At 38.8% G+C, this 19,046-nt stretch carries 9 protein-coding genes, 1 tRNA gene and 2 pseudogenes; 4 read left to right on the top strand and 8 right to left on the bottom strand.

The window, feature by feature from the left end:
* Positions 1–9: 9 nt before the first annotated feature.
* A complete protein-coding gene (pulA, locus tag AB2N10_RS04530; RefSeq protein WP_369434386.1) occupies positions 10–3,909 on the bottom strand; it encodes a pullulanase-type alpha-1,6-glucosidase in 3,900 nt (1,299 codons plus the stop codon).
* Between the two features lie 781 nt (positions 3,910–4,690).
* Complete coding sequence (locus AB2N10_RS04525; RefSeq protein WP_354625643.1) at positions 4,691–5,143, bottom strand: AAA family ATPase; 453 nt, start codon at positions 5,141–5,143, stop codon at positions 4,691–4,693.
* A 229-nt stretch (positions 5,144–5,372) separates the two neighbouring features.
* Here AB2N10_RS04525 and AB2N10_RS04520 point away from each other — a divergent pair, with 229 nt between their 5' ends.
* The 3 genes from AB2N10_RS04520 (at position 5,373) to nhaD (ending at position 11,684) form a co-directional block, all read left to right on the top strand.
* Positions 5,373–6,692: an HlyD family secretion protein gene (locus AB2N10_RS04520; protein WP_354625642.1), complete on the top strand. Its 1,320-nt coding sequence runs from the start codon at positions 5,373–5,375 to the stop codon at positions 6,690–6,692.
* Positions 6,693–6,854: 162 nt separating this feature from the next.
* Positions 6,855–9,965: an efflux RND transporter permease subunit gene (locus tag AB2N10_RS04515; RefSeq protein WP_369434385.1), complete on the top strand. Its 3,111-nt coding sequence runs from the start codon at positions 6,855–6,857 to the stop codon at positions 9,963–9,965.
* A 291-nt stretch (positions 9,966–10,256) separates the two neighbouring features.
* A complete protein-coding gene (nhaD, locus tag AB2N10_RS04510) occupies positions 10,257–11,684 on the top strand; it encodes a sodium:proton antiporter NhaD (RefSeq protein WP_369434384.1) in 1,428 nt (475 codons plus the stop codon).
* On the opposite strand, the pseudogene AB2N10_RS04505 reads toward nhaD, so the two are convergent.
* From AB2N10_RS04505 to AB2N10_RS04480, 6 genes and pseudogenes are all read right to left on the bottom strand, one after another.
* A pseudogene (locus tag AB2N10_RS04505) lies at positions 11,673–13,402 on the bottom strand (DEAD/DEAH box helicase). The gene nhaD and the pseudogene AB2N10_RS04505 overlap by 12 nt on opposite strands.
* A gap of 68 nt (positions 13,403–13,470) precedes the next feature.
* On the bottom strand, positions 13,471–14,070 hold the full coding sequence (locus tag AB2N10_RS04500; RefSeq protein WP_354625638.1) for a protein-disulfide isomerase: 600 nt from the start codon (positions 14,068–14,070) through the stop codon (positions 13,471–13,473).
* 189 nt (positions 14,071–14,259) lie between these two features.
* On the bottom strand, positions 14,260–16,116 hold the full coding sequence (locus AB2N10_RS04495) for a methyl-accepting chemotaxis protein (protein WP_354625637.1): 1,857 nt from the start codon (positions 16,114–16,116) through the stop codon (positions 14,260–14,262).
* A gap of 643 nt (positions 16,117–16,759) precedes the next feature.
* A tRNA-Ser gene (locus tag AB2N10_RS04490) sits at positions 16,760–16,849 on the bottom strand.
* A gap of 74 nt (positions 16,850–16,923) precedes the next feature.
* Positions 16,924–17,427: a glucokinase gene (locus AB2N10_RS04485; protein ID WP_369434383.1), complete on the bottom strand. Its 504-nt coding sequence runs from the start codon at positions 17,425–17,427 to the stop codon at positions 16,924–16,926.
* A gap of 41 nt (positions 17,428–17,468) precedes the next feature.
* Complete coding sequence (locus tag AB2N10_RS04480) at positions 17,469–17,879, bottom strand: glucokinase (protein ID WP_369434382.1); 411 nt, start codon at positions 17,877–17,879, stop codon at positions 17,469–17,471.
* 279 nt (positions 17,880–18,158) lie between these two features.
* Between AB2N10_RS04480 and AB2N10_RS04475 the strand changes: the two are divergent.
* A pseudogene (locus AB2N10_RS04475) lies at positions 18,159–19,002 on the top strand (MurR/RpiR family transcriptional regulator).
* Positions 19,003–19,046 lie beyond the last annotated feature (44 nt).

The raw sequence follows: 19,046 nt of genomic DNA, 5'->3' as shown, positions 1-19,046 counted from the left end.
TAAATTATATCATTTAACTTCACAAACTGACATCGTGCCCACTTTTTGTGCATCAACAAAGTCTGTTACAACCAGTGACATAACATAGTTACCGTCACCTAAAGCTAACGTGTTATTACCTGGGTCACTGATAGCACTACTGCCAATACGTGCAATTGCATCATATTCAGCATCAAGTACCATTGCACTTGCAGAAGTTGTTGTACCTGCAAATACTTGTGGGTCCCAGTTTCCGGTATCAGCAGCTAGCTTAAAGCCACCAGAAAGATCTACACCACTTAAAGCAACTTGGTAAGTATTATTACCTTTATAGTTTAATGCGTATGCAATATCCCATCCCCAACCAGAGTGTGCACCACGTACAGCAAGTGATTCTGCCACAGGCCCAGTTTCAGCACTATCGGCTAGTAACTCACATGTTTTTACTTCAACAGCTGTAACTAATAATGTGGCCGCTGATTTATCGCTGGCGTCAAATTTAAAGGTAACCACTGAATCAACGTCTAATGTCAGAGAAATATTATCTCCCCCGTTTAAAGGGAATACATCGCCAACAGTTAAAGCACCTGAGCCACCGTAATTGATAGGTCCCCAAGTTGGATCAGCCACTTTAAAGCCATAGGTACCTGCATCTAATGTCATGGTAACGTTGTAAACACCCGCAGTAGTAAACTCCATCGCATTCGCCGTTCCCCAGCCGTTCATATCACCACGAATATGTGGGATATCATCACCGAATGGCGGAATAGAAGAGAGATCTTTGTTACTATTATCTACTGGTAGACCCGCACCTTGACTAGCACCTTGTGATTGCACAAATACCGCTGTTGTTAATGCAGGAACAGTAAAGGTACCATCGCTAAATGTTGAGCCATTATCAACTAGGTCAGTATGTAATGTAAAACCAGCAGCATCTTTCACAGGGGCATTAATTGTTGCATTGGTTGTATTAATCACCACAACAATTGCATCTACTGCAGGGTCAAGATCAGCACCCGCAGTAGTACCATCATCAATACTCATGACGATAACACCCGATTGTGATTCTACGCCTGTATTTCTGAAATCAACGCGCGATTGAACTTCACTTGCACTGCCAAGACTAAATAGTGGTGAACTAGTACGAATTTTTAATAGCTCCTTAAAGCGAGTATCAGTCCATTCGATATCGCTCATTACTGGCTTAGCATTGCTATCCGCAATAATCTCTTTAATTAGAGGCCAGTTTGAACCATCTTTATCTTCACGTGGCAGACCAACATTCCAGTTATTGCTACTCATATCAAAATTAACAGTATTGTACCAATCACCAGAATCGTAGCTATCGCGTTGCATTGATTTAGAACGTAGCAATTCAGAACCCATGTGGAAGAACGGAATACCTTGACCAAACATGTTCGTACTTAGGGCAATAATTTGCATTCTAGCACGGTCAGCAGAAGAAACTTCTGATGCGGCTTTGTACATATTATTATCCCAAAGTGTTTGGTTATCATGTTTTGATACATAGGAGATATTTTCCTGTGGATCAAGAGTGTAACCCGCTTTTTGGCCATTGTAATTAACGTCTTGACCACGTTTTGTTTTACCTGTGTGGTCCAGCATAACAAAATTAGCTAAGTTACCCGCCATACCCAAGCGAATCAAGTCTCCAGCTTCTCTTAATTTAAGAATTGAAGTATCTTCATCTGCTTGCATTTCATTCCAAACGCCAGCAGTTGCAAAACCTTGGTTTTCACGTAATTGATTGCCACCATCAAATGGACCACCACCACGAACGGCATCACGTAGACGATCAGAGAAGGTACCAATTTCCGTGCCACCCATATTAGGCTGAGTTGCTTGCTCAAATAAGGCATTATCTGCTACTTCACCAAAATTCCAACCTTCGCCGTAGAAATAAGTATCAGGATCAACTTCCTTAACAGCGGCTAATGAATCCACCATTAACTGTTTTGGTTGGTGCCCCATTAAATCAAAACGGAACCCATCGATTTTGTATTCTTTTGCCCAAGTCACTAAAGAATCCGTCATTAATTTACCCATCATGACGTTTTCTGTCGCTGTATTTGAACAACAAGTAGAGGTTTCAACAAAACCAGAGGCATTTAAGCGCTGATAATATCCGGGAACGATTTTATCTAAAACAGATTTAGGAGCAATACCATCGGCATTAGTGTGATTATAAACCACATCCATTACCACGCGGTAACCCATTGCATGGAGCTTCATTATTAGCGTACGATACTCTTCAATGCGCTTAGTTCCCATCGCATCGGTCGCATAACTGCCCTCTGGTGTTGTATAATGGAATGGATCATATCCCCAGTTAAAGCTGTCAATTGAACGTAGGTCATTCATTAAAGCTTGTGCATCACCCGTTTCTGGATTATAGCCCTCTAATACATCACGGATCACAGAGTCATTTACACCATCGTCACAAATGGCTGCCGATGCTTTAATTTCACATAGTTTAGCGACAGTGTCACCCAGATCAACACGTTTAGCTGGATCTTCATCAACCGTTGCGATATCGAATACATTCATTAAATGAGCTACATTCATACCATTTTGCGCTAGTGACTCTAACTGCATAACACTTTTACGATCTGTTTCAGTTATTGCGATATATTTACCATCTAGCGCATCGGTGCCACCATCGTTTGGCGCAGAAGTTAAATCACGAAGATGTGTTTCATAAATAACTAACTGCTCGGGTCTGTCTACAGTTGGAATTGTATGATCTTCCCAACCACTAGGCTTAGCGTCCATAGCTAAATCAACAACTTGAGAGTAAAGGCTATTAGTTGATAAGCTTAATGAATAGGGATCGGTTACCTGTAGTGTTTCTACTTTGTCTAAAGCAGAGTGGTATACTTCCACTTCGTAACGGTAATATTTGCCAAGTGCATCAGTAACATTTTGTACTTCCCAAGTACCATTCGCTTTACGCGTCATCGTCACAGCATCACCAACTTGCGCTAAATTATCATCATAAAGATATAATGAAACGTTTTTAGCCGTAGGCGCCCATACTTTAAATGTCGCATCAGAACCAGTGACGATAGCACCTAAGGTTTCCTTTTGTGCACCTTCATCGCCAGTTGCATAAACAGCATCAAGCGCAGGTGCAAGTTGAACACCCGTAGCATCAAAAACTTTGCCTTCCGCATTCTTAGCGACAAGCACAAGTTGTCCAGATATTAATTCCGCATCAGTTAGTGAAGAATCTTGCGGGATAGCAAAGCCGAATGCTTTATACTCAGCATAACGTTTTGCGGCACCCTCTGGCATCTCTTTTGCGGTTAGCTCTAATTTAACCGACGGAGAAGTAATTTCCCCTGTGTCATCATCAAGAGCAAAACCACCCGTTTCAAGATAATGGATTTCATAGGTCGCATCACCGCTAGTGTCCCAAGCAACCGTTGACGCATCGATTAACGCACCTTTAGTACCTTCATACAATGATAAGGCAACAGGAGTAGCAGAAAGTTCAGGTTTACCTTGTGCTAAGTAAACTTTTTTACCTAGTGTACTCATATCCCATTTACGATCGCCACCCGGTTCTTTTTCATTACCTTTGTGCATGATATATGTCACACAGGTTGCACCAGGTTTTAAATCGATTTTATAAACTGCACCATTATCACCTGTCTCAACTGGCGCTAATGGAGTATCCCACGATGTAACCGCACTATCGGCCGCACCATTACAAGTTGGATCATCGTTCCAAATATGTAAGCCCCAACCATCATAGCTCGCATCTTTGCGTAGATAATTCAGCTCACTTTGGTCAGCATTACCACCATCATCGTCATTATTGTTGCTACTACCGCCACAGGCTACTAATGTAGCGGCTACGAATAACGGCATGGTGTACCGTGCTAATTTATTAATTTTAAATTTCATTAACTTTTCCTGTTCAATTATATTTATTATTGGATTAATAATTTGCAGTTTGTATGAAAATAGTAAAGGTTGCCCTTTTACGGTGCGTAATCTTATGGGATTAAAATAAATTAATATGTGATCAAATCTTACAAAAAAAACAATGAAAAAGTTCAAAAGCAAAGTATCCACCAATTCTGTGAAAGACATCACCGAATACCAATCAAAAAAACTGCAAAGCAGCTTGATTTTTAAAAAACAGCATGAAAGCGCTTTCTCATGGTAATGGTTTACCGTGAAAAATGAGCACTAACATGTAGCGAACCCGGGCGATACAAGCACAAAACAAGAAAAGAACAAAAAAGACACGAAAGCGCTTCATATTCAAATGTAAACGCTACCAATAACCACCTAGGCCAGTTATTTGCATAACACCATCATGGATATAGTTTTTTACGTTGAAAATGTTCAATATAGATAATGAAATATAGCAATTAAACGCCACTTACACGCTCTTTGTTATTTTCACTTTATTTTATTAAAAATAAGCATATTATTGCTTTTCAAGTCACGTAAAATACATTTAGTTTTTCAATTTATTGAAATGTGCAGATTAAGGAAAAATGTATTTAAGATAATATAAGTGCAAATAAATGATCATTATTAATTATAATATTTGCAATACATAAACGAGATGGCGTTGAATATTGGATTTATATATTTCCCCATGTTACCTCAATATTCTTTTAGCAAGCGCTAATCGAACACTAAACAAAGAAGTAACATGGGATAACCTATTATTTTATTTGCTGGTAAAACGGAGATTAACATCGACCTTAGAAGATAAGGCTGCACTAAGTGTCTGTGCTTTCTCGCTTGCTAATATCACCATCCCTTTATGATTGGCTATATTTTTAAAAAAATTATTTAAATCAAAATCCGCCTCTAGTGCATGCGAATTTTTAACTGCAACGCTTTTACCTAACGCTATATCTGCTTTTGTAAATAACAATATAGACTGTGATTTTTTTGCCTCTGTAAAAAGATCATTCACGCCTGTTTCTTGCTCTGCAATCGCCGAAGTGAGCTGTAGCAATTTTCCACTATAGGTTTCAACATCTTCCATTGCTTTTGCCAAATCAGTTGTATTGGCTCCATTAAAGATAATTAAGAATCGTTTAGGGTGACTAACATGACGCTTCAAATCTTGTAAAAAACGCTGGTAGCTACTGCTTTGATAATCGATGATTAGCATGGTTTATCCACTTTTTAAGTAAAGAATAGTTGTGTCACTGCAGTTTATCAGTTTATCTATTTAAAGGTTTAATAAATTGAAAATGCCTTGTATATTTAATTAGCTTAGTTGATAAAGTATAAGTCTTTATTTTTTGACTTGCGGCACAATGACTTCTTTTCACAACAACCAATTTAACATTGATGTAATTACCGATTGGTATTAGTTAATCTTAATCAAGGACAGTTAGATGACGCTCAATAAAAAGTGGCTGATATTTCCTGGCATTGCTATCGGCATTGCAGTTTTAGTCTCCGCCTCTATTTTAAAATCCGCTCCAAAGTTACAAGAGAAATATGATAACGCGCAATTAGTCGATATCACCCCTTTGATAAAACAACACATCTCGCCACAGGTGGTTGGATTTGGGCGAGTATCCGCTAAACAAAAATGGCAAGGTATTGCCGAAGTTAAAGGCACCATAATATATCGACATCCAGATCTTGAGGTGGGCAAACATCTTCGTAAAGGGCGTGTTGTTCTAAAAGTAGATCCTCTTGAATACCAATTAAAAGAGGCACAAGCCGATGCTAATTTACAAGCAGCAAAAGCGCAACTGACACGTTTACAACAAACAGAAAAAAACCTTAATGCAAGCTTAAACATTGAACAACAAAAATTGGCGTTAATCACACAAGAATACCAACGCAATTTACGCCTACAAAAGCAAAAACTTATTTCCAATTCAGCATTAGAAAATCAACAACAGCAATTACTTATTCAAAAAAATTCAGTACAACAATTATCAAGTTCATTAGCCCTACTCCCCGATGATAAAAAAGTCATTGAAGCGCAAATAAAGGTTAATCAGGCAATGCTCGAAGATAGTCAACGTCAGCTACAAAAAACAGAATTTATTCTTCCCTTTGATGCTCGAATTAGCCGCGTCAACATTGAACAATCAGAAGCGGTTACACTAGGAGCAACTCTTTTTGAAGCACAACAGTTAGGTGAGATAGAAGTTGCCGCACAACTATCATTACAAGATGTAGAGATTTTACGAAACAGTGTCATTAACAGCGACCATTCCACCATTGACACATTACTGAGTGAATTAAATTTCGAAGCTGATATTGAGATGATGTTGGGCAATAAAAGTTATCAATGGCCAGCCAAATTAACACGCATAGGCAGCACTATTAATGAACCGCAAGATAGCATCGATTTTTATTTAGAGGTTGAGCAGGATGCTAAAGCTTTTCTAATGGCAACCAAACCACCACTGAGTGAAGGTATGTTCGTTAGTGCAAGGATTAGTGGTCTCCCCTCTGCGCAATTTATCATTCCTGAACGCGCCCTGCATGGTGATGCTATTTATATTATGGATGAGCAAAAAAACTTACAAATCAAACCTGTGCAGGTTGTTTTTAGAACAGCTCAAGGTGTCGCAATTAGTGGCGATATTAAAGAGCAACAAGCACTGATATTAAATGATGTGATCCCCGCTATTGCAGGTATGCGCGTTAAACCAAGCCAAGTCCAAATCAACAACGATAAAAAGGGATTATAGTGATAACACATTCCATCATTATCGACTCATTAATGTTTGTAAAAATGAATGCTAGCTTGTTTTTTGATTTTATAATTAGCACCGCTATCAACAGAAATCCATGCCTCACTAACATCCATTTATTCCGCAGCCTGAACAGATCTCATTATTAAAGGATTTGGTATGATTACATTATTTGTTCGCCACCCAACCCTTGCCAATCTCCTGATGCTAACTTTTTTTGTGTTAGGGTTAAGCCGTGTAGGCGAAATTAAGAGGGAAACTTTTCCTGAGTTTTCCCCTCCCTATATTATTGCTCAAGTTGTCTATCCTGGTGCCTCTCCCTCTGAAGTAGAAGAGAGCATCTGCTTACGTATGGAAGACGCCGTTGATGGCCTTAGTAATATCGAAGAGATAAAATGTGACGCCCGTGAAGGTAGTGCAAGTTTAACGCTTAAAATGAGCGACCAAGCCGATCTTGGACGAAGTTTGATTGATGTTCAAACAGAAATAAATGCGATCAAAGACTTCCCAAGTGAAATTGAAGCCCCCATCGTCAAAGAGTTAGATTGGGCAGAGCCGGTTATTGATGTCGCCATTTCAGGTAACACTACTCGCCCAGATCTCAAAGCCTATGCTGAGGATGTAAAACGCCGTTTAAAAATTGAAGCGGGTGTAAATTTAATCACCATAACAGGTTTTTCTGACCATCAGTTACGTATATCCGTCAATATGATTGATATGCGCCGTATCGGCTTAAGCATTGCTGATATCGCCAATATAATTGGCAAACAAAACATACAAATGCCCGCGGGTAATATTGAGCTATCAGATAAAAATCTATTAATTCGTTTTGACGAACGTAAAACCTCTCCCGCTGATTTAGGAAAAATCATCATTTCAGGTAACGCTCAAGGGGGGCTAATTAGGCTTAAAGATATTGCCACCATTGAAGATACCTTTGAATTAGATGAAGATAATATTCAATTTAATGGGCAACCAGCGGCTATTTTAAAAATCAAAAAGAATAAGGCGGATGATTCGCTTCGCATCAAAGCAAAAGTGCAAAGCTTCATTGAAAATGAAAAGCTAATTGCACCAAAGGGGATCACGCTGACACTTACGAATGACTTATCATCCTTATTACAAGATCGCCTTTCCATGTTACTGCGCAATGGCTGGCAAGGTATTTTATTAGCTTTTTTATCGTTATGGTTGTTTTTCTCATTGCGTTATTCATTTTGGGTTTGCGCTGGATTACCCGTTGCGTTTTTAGGCGGTTTATTTTTAATGGGTATGTTTTCCATCTCGATCAATGTAATGACCTTAGTAGGGCTGTTAATGGCAATTGGTATTATGATGGATGACGCCATTGTCATCTCTGAATCCGTTGCAGCTCATATTGACAAAGGCTTGCCCATCAATGAGGCGGTCAGTAAAGGGGTAGCTAAGGTCGCTCCAGGAGTTATCTCTTCTTTTTTAACCACTGTGTTTATTTTTGGTAGTTTGCTGTGGTTAGAAGGACAAATGGGACAAGTGCTATCCGCCGTGCCGCTAGTATTGATTATGGTGCTTTCAATCAGTTTAATTGAAGCCTTTTTGATTCTCCCTCACCATTTAAGCCAATCCCTTAATAAAGCAAAACAAGATCGCCAACCACTAAGAATAAAAGTACTCTTTTTACAAAAGTTTGAACATTTCAGAACCCATAGCTTAGTCAAAATGGTTGCCTTTATGGTGCATTGGCGCTACGTAAGTATCGGGTTCACCTTTGCCCTATTATTTATCTCTTTTGCCTTGCTAAGTGGTGGGCTGCTTAAGTTTTTACCCTTTCCCGAACTTGATGGCGACATTGCCGAAGCGCGTATCATTTTGCCACCCGGTTCCACTTTGCAACAAACAGAACAAGTCGTCGATAGAATCGTGAGCAGTGCCAAACAACTTAGCGAACAATACAGCAGGTCAAACGCTGAGCCTGCACCGTTGGTGCGAGATATTACGGTGCAATATAATTTTAATGCCGATGCAGGGGAAACTGGAGCGCATATTGCCACTGTTCGTTTAGACCTGCTCTCAGCAAAAATTCGTAACTCATTAATAGACTCCTTTATTAATGATTGGCGGCTTACAACGGGTGAGCTCGCCATGCCTATTTCATTAGTCTTTAAACAACCCGCAATGGGGCCTGCAGGTCGGGATATTGAGCTGCGCCTACAGCATAGTGATTTGACCATGTTAAAGCATGCATCAATCGATCTACAAGCTTATCTATCACAATTTAATGGTGTTAATGGCATTGTCGATGATATGCGCCCAGGAAAGGAGGAAATATTAATCCACCTAAAACCGGGCGCTGAAAACCATGCATTAAACGGTCAAACTATCGCTATGCAACTACGCAGTGCCTATTACGGGCAAACCGCCGATGAAATTCAAGTTGGCCCAGAAAATATAGCCATTCATGTACGCTTAAATAAAGAGCAAGCAGGCGATTTACAAACACTCAGTAACTTCCCGATCATGCTTGCCGACGGTAGCCAAATTCCCTTAAGCAGTGTCGCATTCATTGATTTTCAACGGGCATTTGTGCGTATTCAACGTGTCGATAGCCAACGTACAATCACGGTAATGGCTGATATTGACAATAGCAAAGCGAATGGCAATGAAATAGTAGCCAATATGCGTAATGAGTTTATCCCACTATTAAAGCAACATTATGCGGGGATCATCATCGATTTTGAGGGTGCAGCAAAAGAGTCAGACAAAACGGGCAGTTCCCTACGAAAAGGATTTTTAATCGGCTTATTTGGAATTTTTGTCATTCTTAGCTTCCAATTTAGAAGTTATAGCGAACCTTTGGTGGTCATGTTCGCTATCCCCTTGGCATTAATCGGCGTTCTCTTTGGCCACTATATTACTGGTTATAGTTTATCGATGCCTTCTATTATGGGTTTTATCTCTCTGGCGGGAATCGTCGTCAATGACTCTATTTTATTAGTGCAATATATTCGCCATCACATTGAGCTAGGCGATAAAGTGGTTGATGCTGTTGTCCTAGCCAGTCGAGATCGATTACGAGCTGTTTTTTTAACATCATTGACCACAGCAGCTGGATTATTGCCACTGCTCTTAGAGACAAGTCTACAAGCACAAGTAGTCAAACCACTAGTCGTCTCTATCGTCTTTGGTATTTTTAGCTCTACCTTATTGGTACTGTTTATTATCCCCTGTGCGTACGCAGTGCTCGATGATTTTAATCTAGTACACCGCCATCAAAAATTAACCGCAAAATAGCGCGACTCAAACCCTATACGATTTAACCGTGGCCACACAAAGTAAACTTGTATGGTCACGCTTAGTTTATCCCATTGCGATAGAGTTTATTAACGTTAGATCAGCGACTTATCCATGTTGGCATTATTTCATCAAAACAACCAGCAGCTCACAGTAATTAATTGTCCCTGTACTAGGATTATAGCAATTCCTATTATTAGTTACTCAATAATGTCTATTTCTAAATAGATCTTATAACGACGGGAATTGCGATTATTTAATTGCCGTTTAAAGTATGGAGATAAATGTTCTATGACCAAACGTAAAATTTGCCTGTTTGCTTTCACTCTATTTTTCTCAATACCCGCCTTATCTGCTCCACCGCTCATGGACTTAACCACATCGACCATCGGTTATGCATCATTAACTATTTTTGCCATCGCCTACATTTTAGTTATTAGTGAAGAGTATTTACAACTACGTAAATCAAAACCCGTCCTGTTAGCTGCTGGCCTTATTTGGTTAATGATTGGTTTCTTGCTTAATCAGCAGGGGCAAATTGAGATTGCAAAGGCGGCTTTAGAGCATAATTTATTAGAATACTCAAAACTGCTCTTATTTTTACTCGTTGCAATGACTTACATAAGTGCAATGGAAGAGAGACGACTCTTTGATTCATTACAAGCTTGGATGGTTTGTAAGGGGTTCAACTACCGCACTTTGTTCTGGTTGACTGGGATCTTAGCATTTTTTATCTCTCCAATAGCCGATAACTTAACGACAGCGCTGTTGATGTGTGCGGTAGTCATGAAAGTGGGGGGAGATAATAATAAATTTATTAATTTAGCCTGTATCAATATTGTTATTGCCGCTAATGCGGGCGGTGCATTTAGCCCATTTGGTGACATCACTACATTAATGGTATGGCAAGCAGGTATTGTCTCATTTGGTCAATTCTTAGACCTATTGATTCCCTCTATCGTAAATTACCTATTACCTGCATTTATTATGTCCCGCTTTGTCGAAAAAACCCAACCACTGACTGTTTGTGAGTTTGTTGAATTAAAACGCGGTGCGCGGCGAATCGTGTTACTTTTTATTCTCACTATTTTTACAGCAGTAGGTTTCCATCTATTTATCGATTTTCCTCCTGTCATAGGGATGATGATGGGGCTCGCCTATTTACAATTTTTTGGTTATTTTCTGCGTAAAACCCTGCCTAGTTCATTAGCAAAAAAAACTAAAAGAGCTTTGAATAACAATGATCAAGCTGCATTAAAACGCCTTGGTTCCGTTGTTCCCTTTGATGTTTTTCAACGCGTTGCATCATCAGAATGGGATACATTACTGTTCTTTTATGGTGTGGTTATGTGTGTCGGAGGACTTAGTTTATTAGGTTATTTAGACTTAGTATCAGGAGTTATCTATACACAATGGAATCCAATTTGGGCCAATATAATGGTTGGTGGTATGTCCGCCATTGTCGACAATATTCCGGTGATGTATGCCATATTAACCATGCAACCTGACATGTCTATGGGCAATTGGTTATTAGTAACACTAACAGCCGTTGGCGGAAGTCTACTGTCCATAGGCTCAGCAGCTGGTGTTGCGTTGATGGGGGCAACGAGAGGAAAATATACCTTTTTTGGACACCTAAAGTGGATGCCCGTCATTGCGATCGGTTATGCCGCGAGCATTATTGTGCATCTACTACTTAATAGTGAATTATTCACTTAGTTCAAACAATTTGTCCCGCACTACCCAAAAACGTCCTTTTTTACGCGCAATAATAACCTTTGGTGCGCGTAAACGATGTGCATTTTTTATCACCTTAGTGGGGCAGCTTTCTGTGAAGGGTCTATGCCTATCGATTAAATGTGGGCGAATAAAGCGATTAAGAAAATCTCTCTTCTGCGTTTTGCTATGCAGGGGCCAAACCTCATTAATTTCCCCGCCATCATCGCCAATATAGGTGACTTTTAATTGTGCTTTTGCAAATTTATTCTTACCCGCTTGCAGCTTTAAATCTATGCAATTCATTATTAGAGCGTCTTTAAGTTTTAATGCGTCACGTAATTTTTTATCGGGATCCACCAGTACATGGTTGCATTGTTGACATTGTCGAGCAGCTATATCGTTATCAGCCCCACACTGGTCACAAAATTTAGCGCGAAAACGATAACCGCATATTTCTCGCAGCCCATCGGCATGCTCTTTGTAACCTTGACATTGGCGCCCATAATGCTCGATAACGAAACCTGCAGGATCCATTTTACCCCAAAAGTTATTCTTAAACGAACATACAGGGCAAGGTATAGTCACAATTTCACTGTCACAATCTGGTTGAGCACTGCCCACTTCCGGTTGATACAAATCATAACAATTACCAGCAAACTCCATCACCAAACAATCTTTTTTACCCGCACTAAGGCGTAAACCACGCCCCACAATCTGCTGATATAAACTAATCGATTCGGTGGGTCGTAGGATGGCTATTAAATCAACATGTGGCGCATCAAAACCGGTGGTTAATACCGATACATTTACTAAAAACTTAATATTCTCAGCTTTAAATTCAGTAATAATACGATCTGTTCCTCGACAGGGGTATCACCAATTACCAGTGCCGCATTTTCATCAACCAAGTAGGTCATGATCTCCTTGGCATGATTCACCGTAGAAGCAAAAATCATCACCCCCCTTCTATCCTTACTGGTACTAACCACCTGCTTGATAATTTGCGGGGTTACACGTTGTGATTTTTTTACTACGGAATCGAGTTGTGCAACATTAAAATACCCTGCTGAGGAGATTTTAACCTGTGAAAAATCATAGCCGATCACCGCCATATCCATTATTTTCGGTGTTGTTAAGTATTTTTCTTCCAGTAAAAAACGGATAGGTAAGTCAAAAATACAGTCACGAAAAAATCGTTTTTCATGACTCCGCACTTGCCCGCGTGTATGGTATTGATAAATCCACCCCATCCCCAAACGATAAGGGGTGGCGGTAAGACCTAATATTTTTAAGTTGGGGTTGATTGACTGTAAGTGTTGAATAACTTTTTGATAGGCGCTATTTTCATCCTCAGGCACACGATGGCATTCATCAATAATCAATAATGAAAATGCGTCATCAAAACGGCCTAATCCATTGGCAATAGACTGTACTGACGCGAATACAACTTGACGATCATTCTCTTTGCGCCCTAAGCCTGCGGAAAATATTGAGGCTTGTAAATCATAACTTTCATATTTAGCATGATTTTGCTCAACCAGCTCCTTAACATGTGCAAGGACCAAAACACGCCCTCTAGCAAGCCGAGCTAATTCCGCAATGATTAAGCTTTTACCAGCCCCCGTTGATAATGCTAATACTGCGGGATCACTATTTTTTCGGAAGTATGCGATAGTCGCATTAACGCTGTCTTGCTGATAAGGGCGAAGTATATACATATGGCGAAGCTATAAGGAAAAATAATTACGCTTAAATTAAATCGTTGCCAGCAGACAACGATTTAGCATTAAAGCAGTTCTTTCTTCACGGCCTTTACAATGCCAACTGGTTTCTTGAGATAAAGCGCGTGATTTAATAAAACCGCTTTATCTGCGATCGTTAATAACAGGGCTGGAAATGAATTTGTTCCCATAAACTCTTGTAATTCGTTAATATCAGATAACGTATATTCCGCTTCTTTACTTAACTCTTCTTTAAACACTTTATTCGGAGGCGACAGTTTAAATGCATTAATAATCTCATTGAAATCATGCTTACATGTTAAAGGATTACCTTCAATAAAATGCGCATTTTGTAGTGCGTTTAACACTGGTAACGCTCTCTCAGGTTGTTTACTTTGCAGCCAAGTCATTAAGTTCGCTGCTAGAATAGAACTCTTTGGGCTATCGGAAAAACGCATGTAATCTTTAGCAAATTTAACGCAACTCTGTTGAGCTACCGCATCAACCTGTTTGAAGCCAGCACTATCGCTGCCATCAAAATGTGCACAATGCCAGATATGTAACTTCATTTCAGGGTAAGCATTAGCAAGTTCATTCACTTGTGCCGTTGCTGCATAACTCCAAGGACAGTGTGAGTCATAAATAAAATAGAGTTCAGGTATCATCGTCTCGCCTTCTATTAATAAATTGAATATGATTTTAGTGACTTTAAGGCCACTATACAATCAATGATTTTGACCAACATGGATAATTACAAATGGGGAAAAAGACACTAGAAATGTAATGATAAAAAAACACCTCCCATAATATGATCATGGAAGGTGTTTAAATGCAATCTGAACTAATAGGTCATATTAAATAATGAAACGTTTTATCTCATTACTTAATAGATTTGCTTGTTCCGCTAATTCATCACCCATTAATTCATTTTGTTGTGCCGACTCACTGGATGTTTCTGCCACATCTCTTATCGATACCACATGACGATTAACTTCAGCAGCAACCATGCTCTGCTCTTCGATAGCCGTTGCAATCGTAGTATTCATATCCATAATCGCAACCATATCGTGATTGATTTTTTCAAGTAATCGCCCTGCTTGTGAGGCCTTATCAGCACTCTCTTGCCCTTCGTGACGACAATCAACCATTAAAGCAACAATCTGTTTAGTTCTATTCTGTAAAGATACAATGATATTTTCAATTTCTTTCGTCGATGATTGTGTGCGACTAGCAAGCGTACGAACCTCATCGGCAACAACCGCAAAACCACGACCTTGTTCGCCAGCACGAGCCGCCTCTATCGCCGCATTTAATGCTAATAGATTAGTTTGTTCTGCAATACCTCGGATCACATCAAGTACACTGCCAATTGTTTCGCTATCTTTGGCTAAATAATTCACCACACCTTCGGATTCAATTAATTTATCAGATAACAAGTTGATTTGCGTGATAGTTGCATCGACACCTTGCAGCCCCTGTGCAGCATTATCATTGGACTGTTGTGCTTTATCTGCGGCATCTGTTGTATTGTTGGCAATCTCTTCAATAGTTGCAACCATTTCGGTAACAGCAGTAGCCACCATATCCGTCTCTTGCATCTGTGACGCCACACCTAAATTCGATTTGTGAATATTATCAGTTAGTGTCGCTGTCGCATTATTGAGACTGCCAACAGAATTATTCACCGACACAATAAGACGTTGGAAGTTAGCAATCATGCTATTAAATGCTTTGCCCATATCCGCCAGCTCATCTTTATTATCCGTTGCAAGCGAAATTGTTAAATCATTCGTTTCTGATATTTTAATAATCGAGTTTTTAATATAGGAAATGCCATTCATAATACTACGCGCAATAACCCAAGCAATCGCAATTGAAACAAACAATGCAACGGCAAATAAAATATTCGTCACCTGCTTAATTTCATCAACGTACGTGTCCACGGCCACATTCACTTTAGCAATTAAGTTATTTTGTATTTCCGTTACTTTTAACGCACTTTCATTCATTGATTTTTGTAAGCCATCGGTTGCGTTATAACCTAATTTTTTCTGCTCTTTTATTAACGCTAGGAATGAACTTTGATAATTTTCTAGTCCCTCTAAAATCGCTTTTTTCTGTGTACTGATTAAATAACTTTTTTTAACATCTGCATGTAATATTTCATAATCATCCTGGAATACCGTAATAAATCTGTCATCAAGTTGACGTATATAGTTCTGTTCACTGCTTCTTATCTTAAGCATTAAATTTAAGAACGACATTGAATCACCAATAGCTTGCTCAGTAGCGCTCACAGCATCCGCTAACTGCCCATTCAAACCACTCTTTAAATCAAATCCAATCGCACTTTGGGTTGCCACAAGTTCAGAAAAATATTGTTGATACTCATTGAGTACGACGGCTAATTGCAGCGCTTCATCAACAGGGACATTAATCAAACCTAAATCTGTTTCTAACACTTTAATTCTGCTTTGTAGCTGCGCAACTTCATCATTAAATGAGGTTATGTAACCATTCTCTTTACGCGCTAAGAAGTCTTTTTCATAGGAGCGCAATTGCAGTATTCCAGCTTCAATTTTGCCAATATTCTGCACCAATTTTATATCTTGTTGTAAAGATGAAGAGGAGAAGTTAATGAGGAGTAACATAGCGACCATACTTACTATTGTTACGGCAGCGTTTGCTATTAATTTATTTTTTATCAACATGCAGCGTGTTCCCTGTAGTGTACATAGACAATTTACGAAATTTGTTATGAAATAATGTAATCTTAATTAAAAATAGACAAATCTATATTGAACTAAATTTTGATTAACTCTTATGATTATTTCCGATCATATCATTAATAGAAACATACTATGGTAGTAGGGGGAGTAAATCCCCCTCCCCCCCTAGGGCGTAGATAGATTTAATTGCAAATTTGTGATGTGAAATATGTAAATACATTTAAAACTAAGAGATATAAGATTTGGCCCAATAAGTGGGTTGAAGTATGGCCTATCATGTTGATTAAAAATAAATAAAAAACAAATAACAACAAAAACATATTGCCATGTAATTTACATCAAAACCAAATCCAATTGGTATAATTTGCTGCAATACTAGCATTTTGCATAATATTTTGTTCATAGCTTGTGGAGAACAAATGAGGGAAAGCAAAAAGCATGATTGAATAATTACAGATGATTGCGATTAAATGCAACATGGTCATCTATTATTTTAACCACCATAATAGATCAGATACTTATGCGGATAACTGTAAATAGCATCATATACGATAAACATAAAAAACCCGAACGCTTATATTCATAAACTGTTCGGGTTCTAGTCGTACCTAGGAGGCACTAAATATGGCGGTGAGCGAGAGATTCGAACTCTCGTTAGGGGTTAACCTAAACACACTTTCCAGGCGTGCGCCTTCAGCCACTCAGCCAGCTCACCAATACTTCGATATTTCATTGAAGCGGGGCGCATGATAGTTAACTCTCCTCCTAAAATCAACTACTAATATCATTTTATATAATATTAAGTTCTTGGCGAAGATAAACACTCGCCCCTAGCAATCCTGGATTATCATGAATAATCAAATAGGTTGGGATCGATGCTAGATAGCTTTTAAAACGCCCCTTATCTTCAAAATATTTTCTAAAATCACTTGCTTGAAAGAAATCAACAAATCGAGGAACAATTCCGCCCGCAATATAAACACCACCAATACAAGAAAGGTTTAAGGCAAGGTTACCCGCAAAACCTCCCATCACTTCACAGAAAATATTCAAGCTACGCAAAGCCAACGGGCATTCATTTGCAAGAGCAGCACCAGTCACTTCTTTTGGCTCATGAAACACCGGTTGCTTACCTTCTAAACGGCATAGGCTATGATATAAATTAACTAAACCTTGCCCAGCCAAAATTCGTTCTGCCGAAACATGCCCGAATTGTTCCTGTAATAAAAGCAAAATATCAGCCTGTTCACGTGTATTTGGCGCAAAACTAACATGACCACCTTCACCATCCAAACTGATCCATTTATCAGCTGGTTTAATAATGTGTGAAACGCCTATACCCGTTCAGGTCCAAATACTGCGGTGACGCCATTTTCAACGGGTTCTCCTCCCCCAACTTTTATTTTTTGTTGGTCATTGAGGAAAGGGACTGCTAATGAAATTGCAGTGTAATCATTAATAAGATATAAAGATGTTAAATTAAGTTTTTCTTTTAATGCCTGCTTAGAAAAAGCCCAACTTAAATTAGTCATCACAATCTGATCATTATCAACAGGGCAAGCAATACCAATACAAAGATGCTTCACTTCGCCCTGTAATGTTGCAAAATATTGCACTAATGCTGCATCAAGCGTTACAAATTCCGCACAAGCAAACTCTCTTAATTTACTCAATTCACCGGTTTCTATATCACAAACAGCAAGGCGAATATTAGTACCGCCAACATCAGCAACTACAGACAACATATTTTTCTCCATAAATAATTAAAAATAAAAAATAAAAGTATAAATTCGACAAATCTCACTCACAATATCGTAATAAAACAACGAAAAGGTTGATCTAAAACAGCTTTATGTTGTAATAAAATGACAGCGAATAATGGCTTACTTATAATAAAGTGACATTACAAGCATTTAATCTATTTTAGATCCTACGACATAAAAGGATTAAAAAACATAAACTATCACGAGCTATTTTGTAAGTGCCTAGTTTAACTTATAAATAATATATTACAGCGGTCAGGCATGAATACTTTAGAGTTAATTCAAAAAAATCTAGATACTTTTAGCAAATCAGAACGGAAAGTAGCCGAAGTGGTAATAACATCACCACAGATAGCAATTCATTCTAGTATAGCTACATTAGCAAAAATGGCATCAGTCAGTGAGCCAACTGTAAACCGGTTTTGTCGCCTGGCTTAATACTAAGGGATTTCCTGATTTTAAACTACACCTAGCACAAAGCCTTGCGCTTGGTACTCCCTATGTTAATCGTAATGTTAATGAAAGTGATGGCCCAAGTGCTTATACAGCAAAAATATTTGAGTCAACAATAGCCTGTTTAGAAAATGTCAAAGACTCCTTAGATATATCACTTATTAACCGTGCTGTTGATGTTTTGACACAGGCAAATAAAATCTCTTTCTTTGGCCTAGGTGCTTCTGCATCTGTTGCTAAAGATGCGCTGAATAAATTTTTTCGATTTAATATTCCTGTTTTATGTTTTGATGACGTTGTCATGCAAAAGATGAGCAGCATCAACAGTAACGATGGTGATGTCCTTGTCTTAATTTCACATACAGGGCGCACTAAAGCGTTGGTTGAAGTAGCTCAATTAGCACGTAAAAATGATGCCTTTGTTATTGCTTTAACAGCATCTAACTCGCCACTTGCTCTTCAGAGTAATTTAGTCTTATCGACTAATGTCCCTGAAGATACCGATATCTATATGCCAATGGCCTCACGAATTGCTCAATTAGTCCTAATTGATGTTTTAACGACTGGATTTACACTTCGACGCGGCTCCAAATTTAGAGATAATTTAAAAAAAGTAAAAGAAGGTATTCGCGACTCAAAATTTGATATGTAAAATAAATCAGTAACATTTGTAAATACACTTCATATTTGTTACAA

This window comes from Psychromonas sp. MME1, from assembly GCF_041080865.1.
GTDB lineage: Bacteria > Pseudomonadota > Gammaproteobacteria > Enterobacterales > Psychromonadaceae > Psychromonas.
Note: the sequence above shows the minus strand (reverse complement) of the source record. Positions and strands in the feature narration are given on the sequence as shown.

Excerpts from the sequence above, each read along its gene's own strand:
- pulA (WP_369434386.1), bottom strand. The coding sequence starts at position 3,909 with ATGAAATTTAAAATTAATAAATTAGCACGGTACACCATGCCGTTATTC.
- AB2N10_RS04495 (WP_354625637.1), bottom strand. The coding sequence starts at position 16,116 with ATGTTGATAAAAAATAAATTAATAGCAAACGCTGCCGTAACAATAGTA.
- AB2N10_RS04520 (WP_354625642.1), top strand. The coding sequence starts at position 5,373 with ATGACGCTCAATAAAAAGTGGCTGATATTTCCTGGCATTGCTATCGGC.
- nhaD (WP_369434384.1), top strand. The coding sequence starts at position 10,257 with ATGACCAAACGTAAAATTTGCCTGTTTGCTTTCACTCTATTTTTCTCA.
- AB2N10_RS04525 (WP_354625643.1), bottom strand. The coding sequence starts at position 5,143 with ATGCTAATCATCGATTATCAAAGCAGTAGCTACCAGCGTTTTTTACAA.
- AB2N10_RS04480 (WP_369434382.1), bottom strand. The coding sequence starts at position 17,879 with ATGTTGTCTGTAGTTGCTGATGTTGGCGGTACTAATATTCGCCTTGCT.
- AB2N10_RS04500 (WP_354625638.1), bottom strand. The coding sequence starts at position 14,070 with ATGATACCTGAACTCTATTTTATTTATGACTCACACTGTCCTTGGAGT.
- AB2N10_RS04515 (WP_369434385.1), top strand. The coding sequence starts at position 6,855 with ATGATTACATTATTTGTTCGCCACCCAACCCTTGCCAATCTCCTGATG.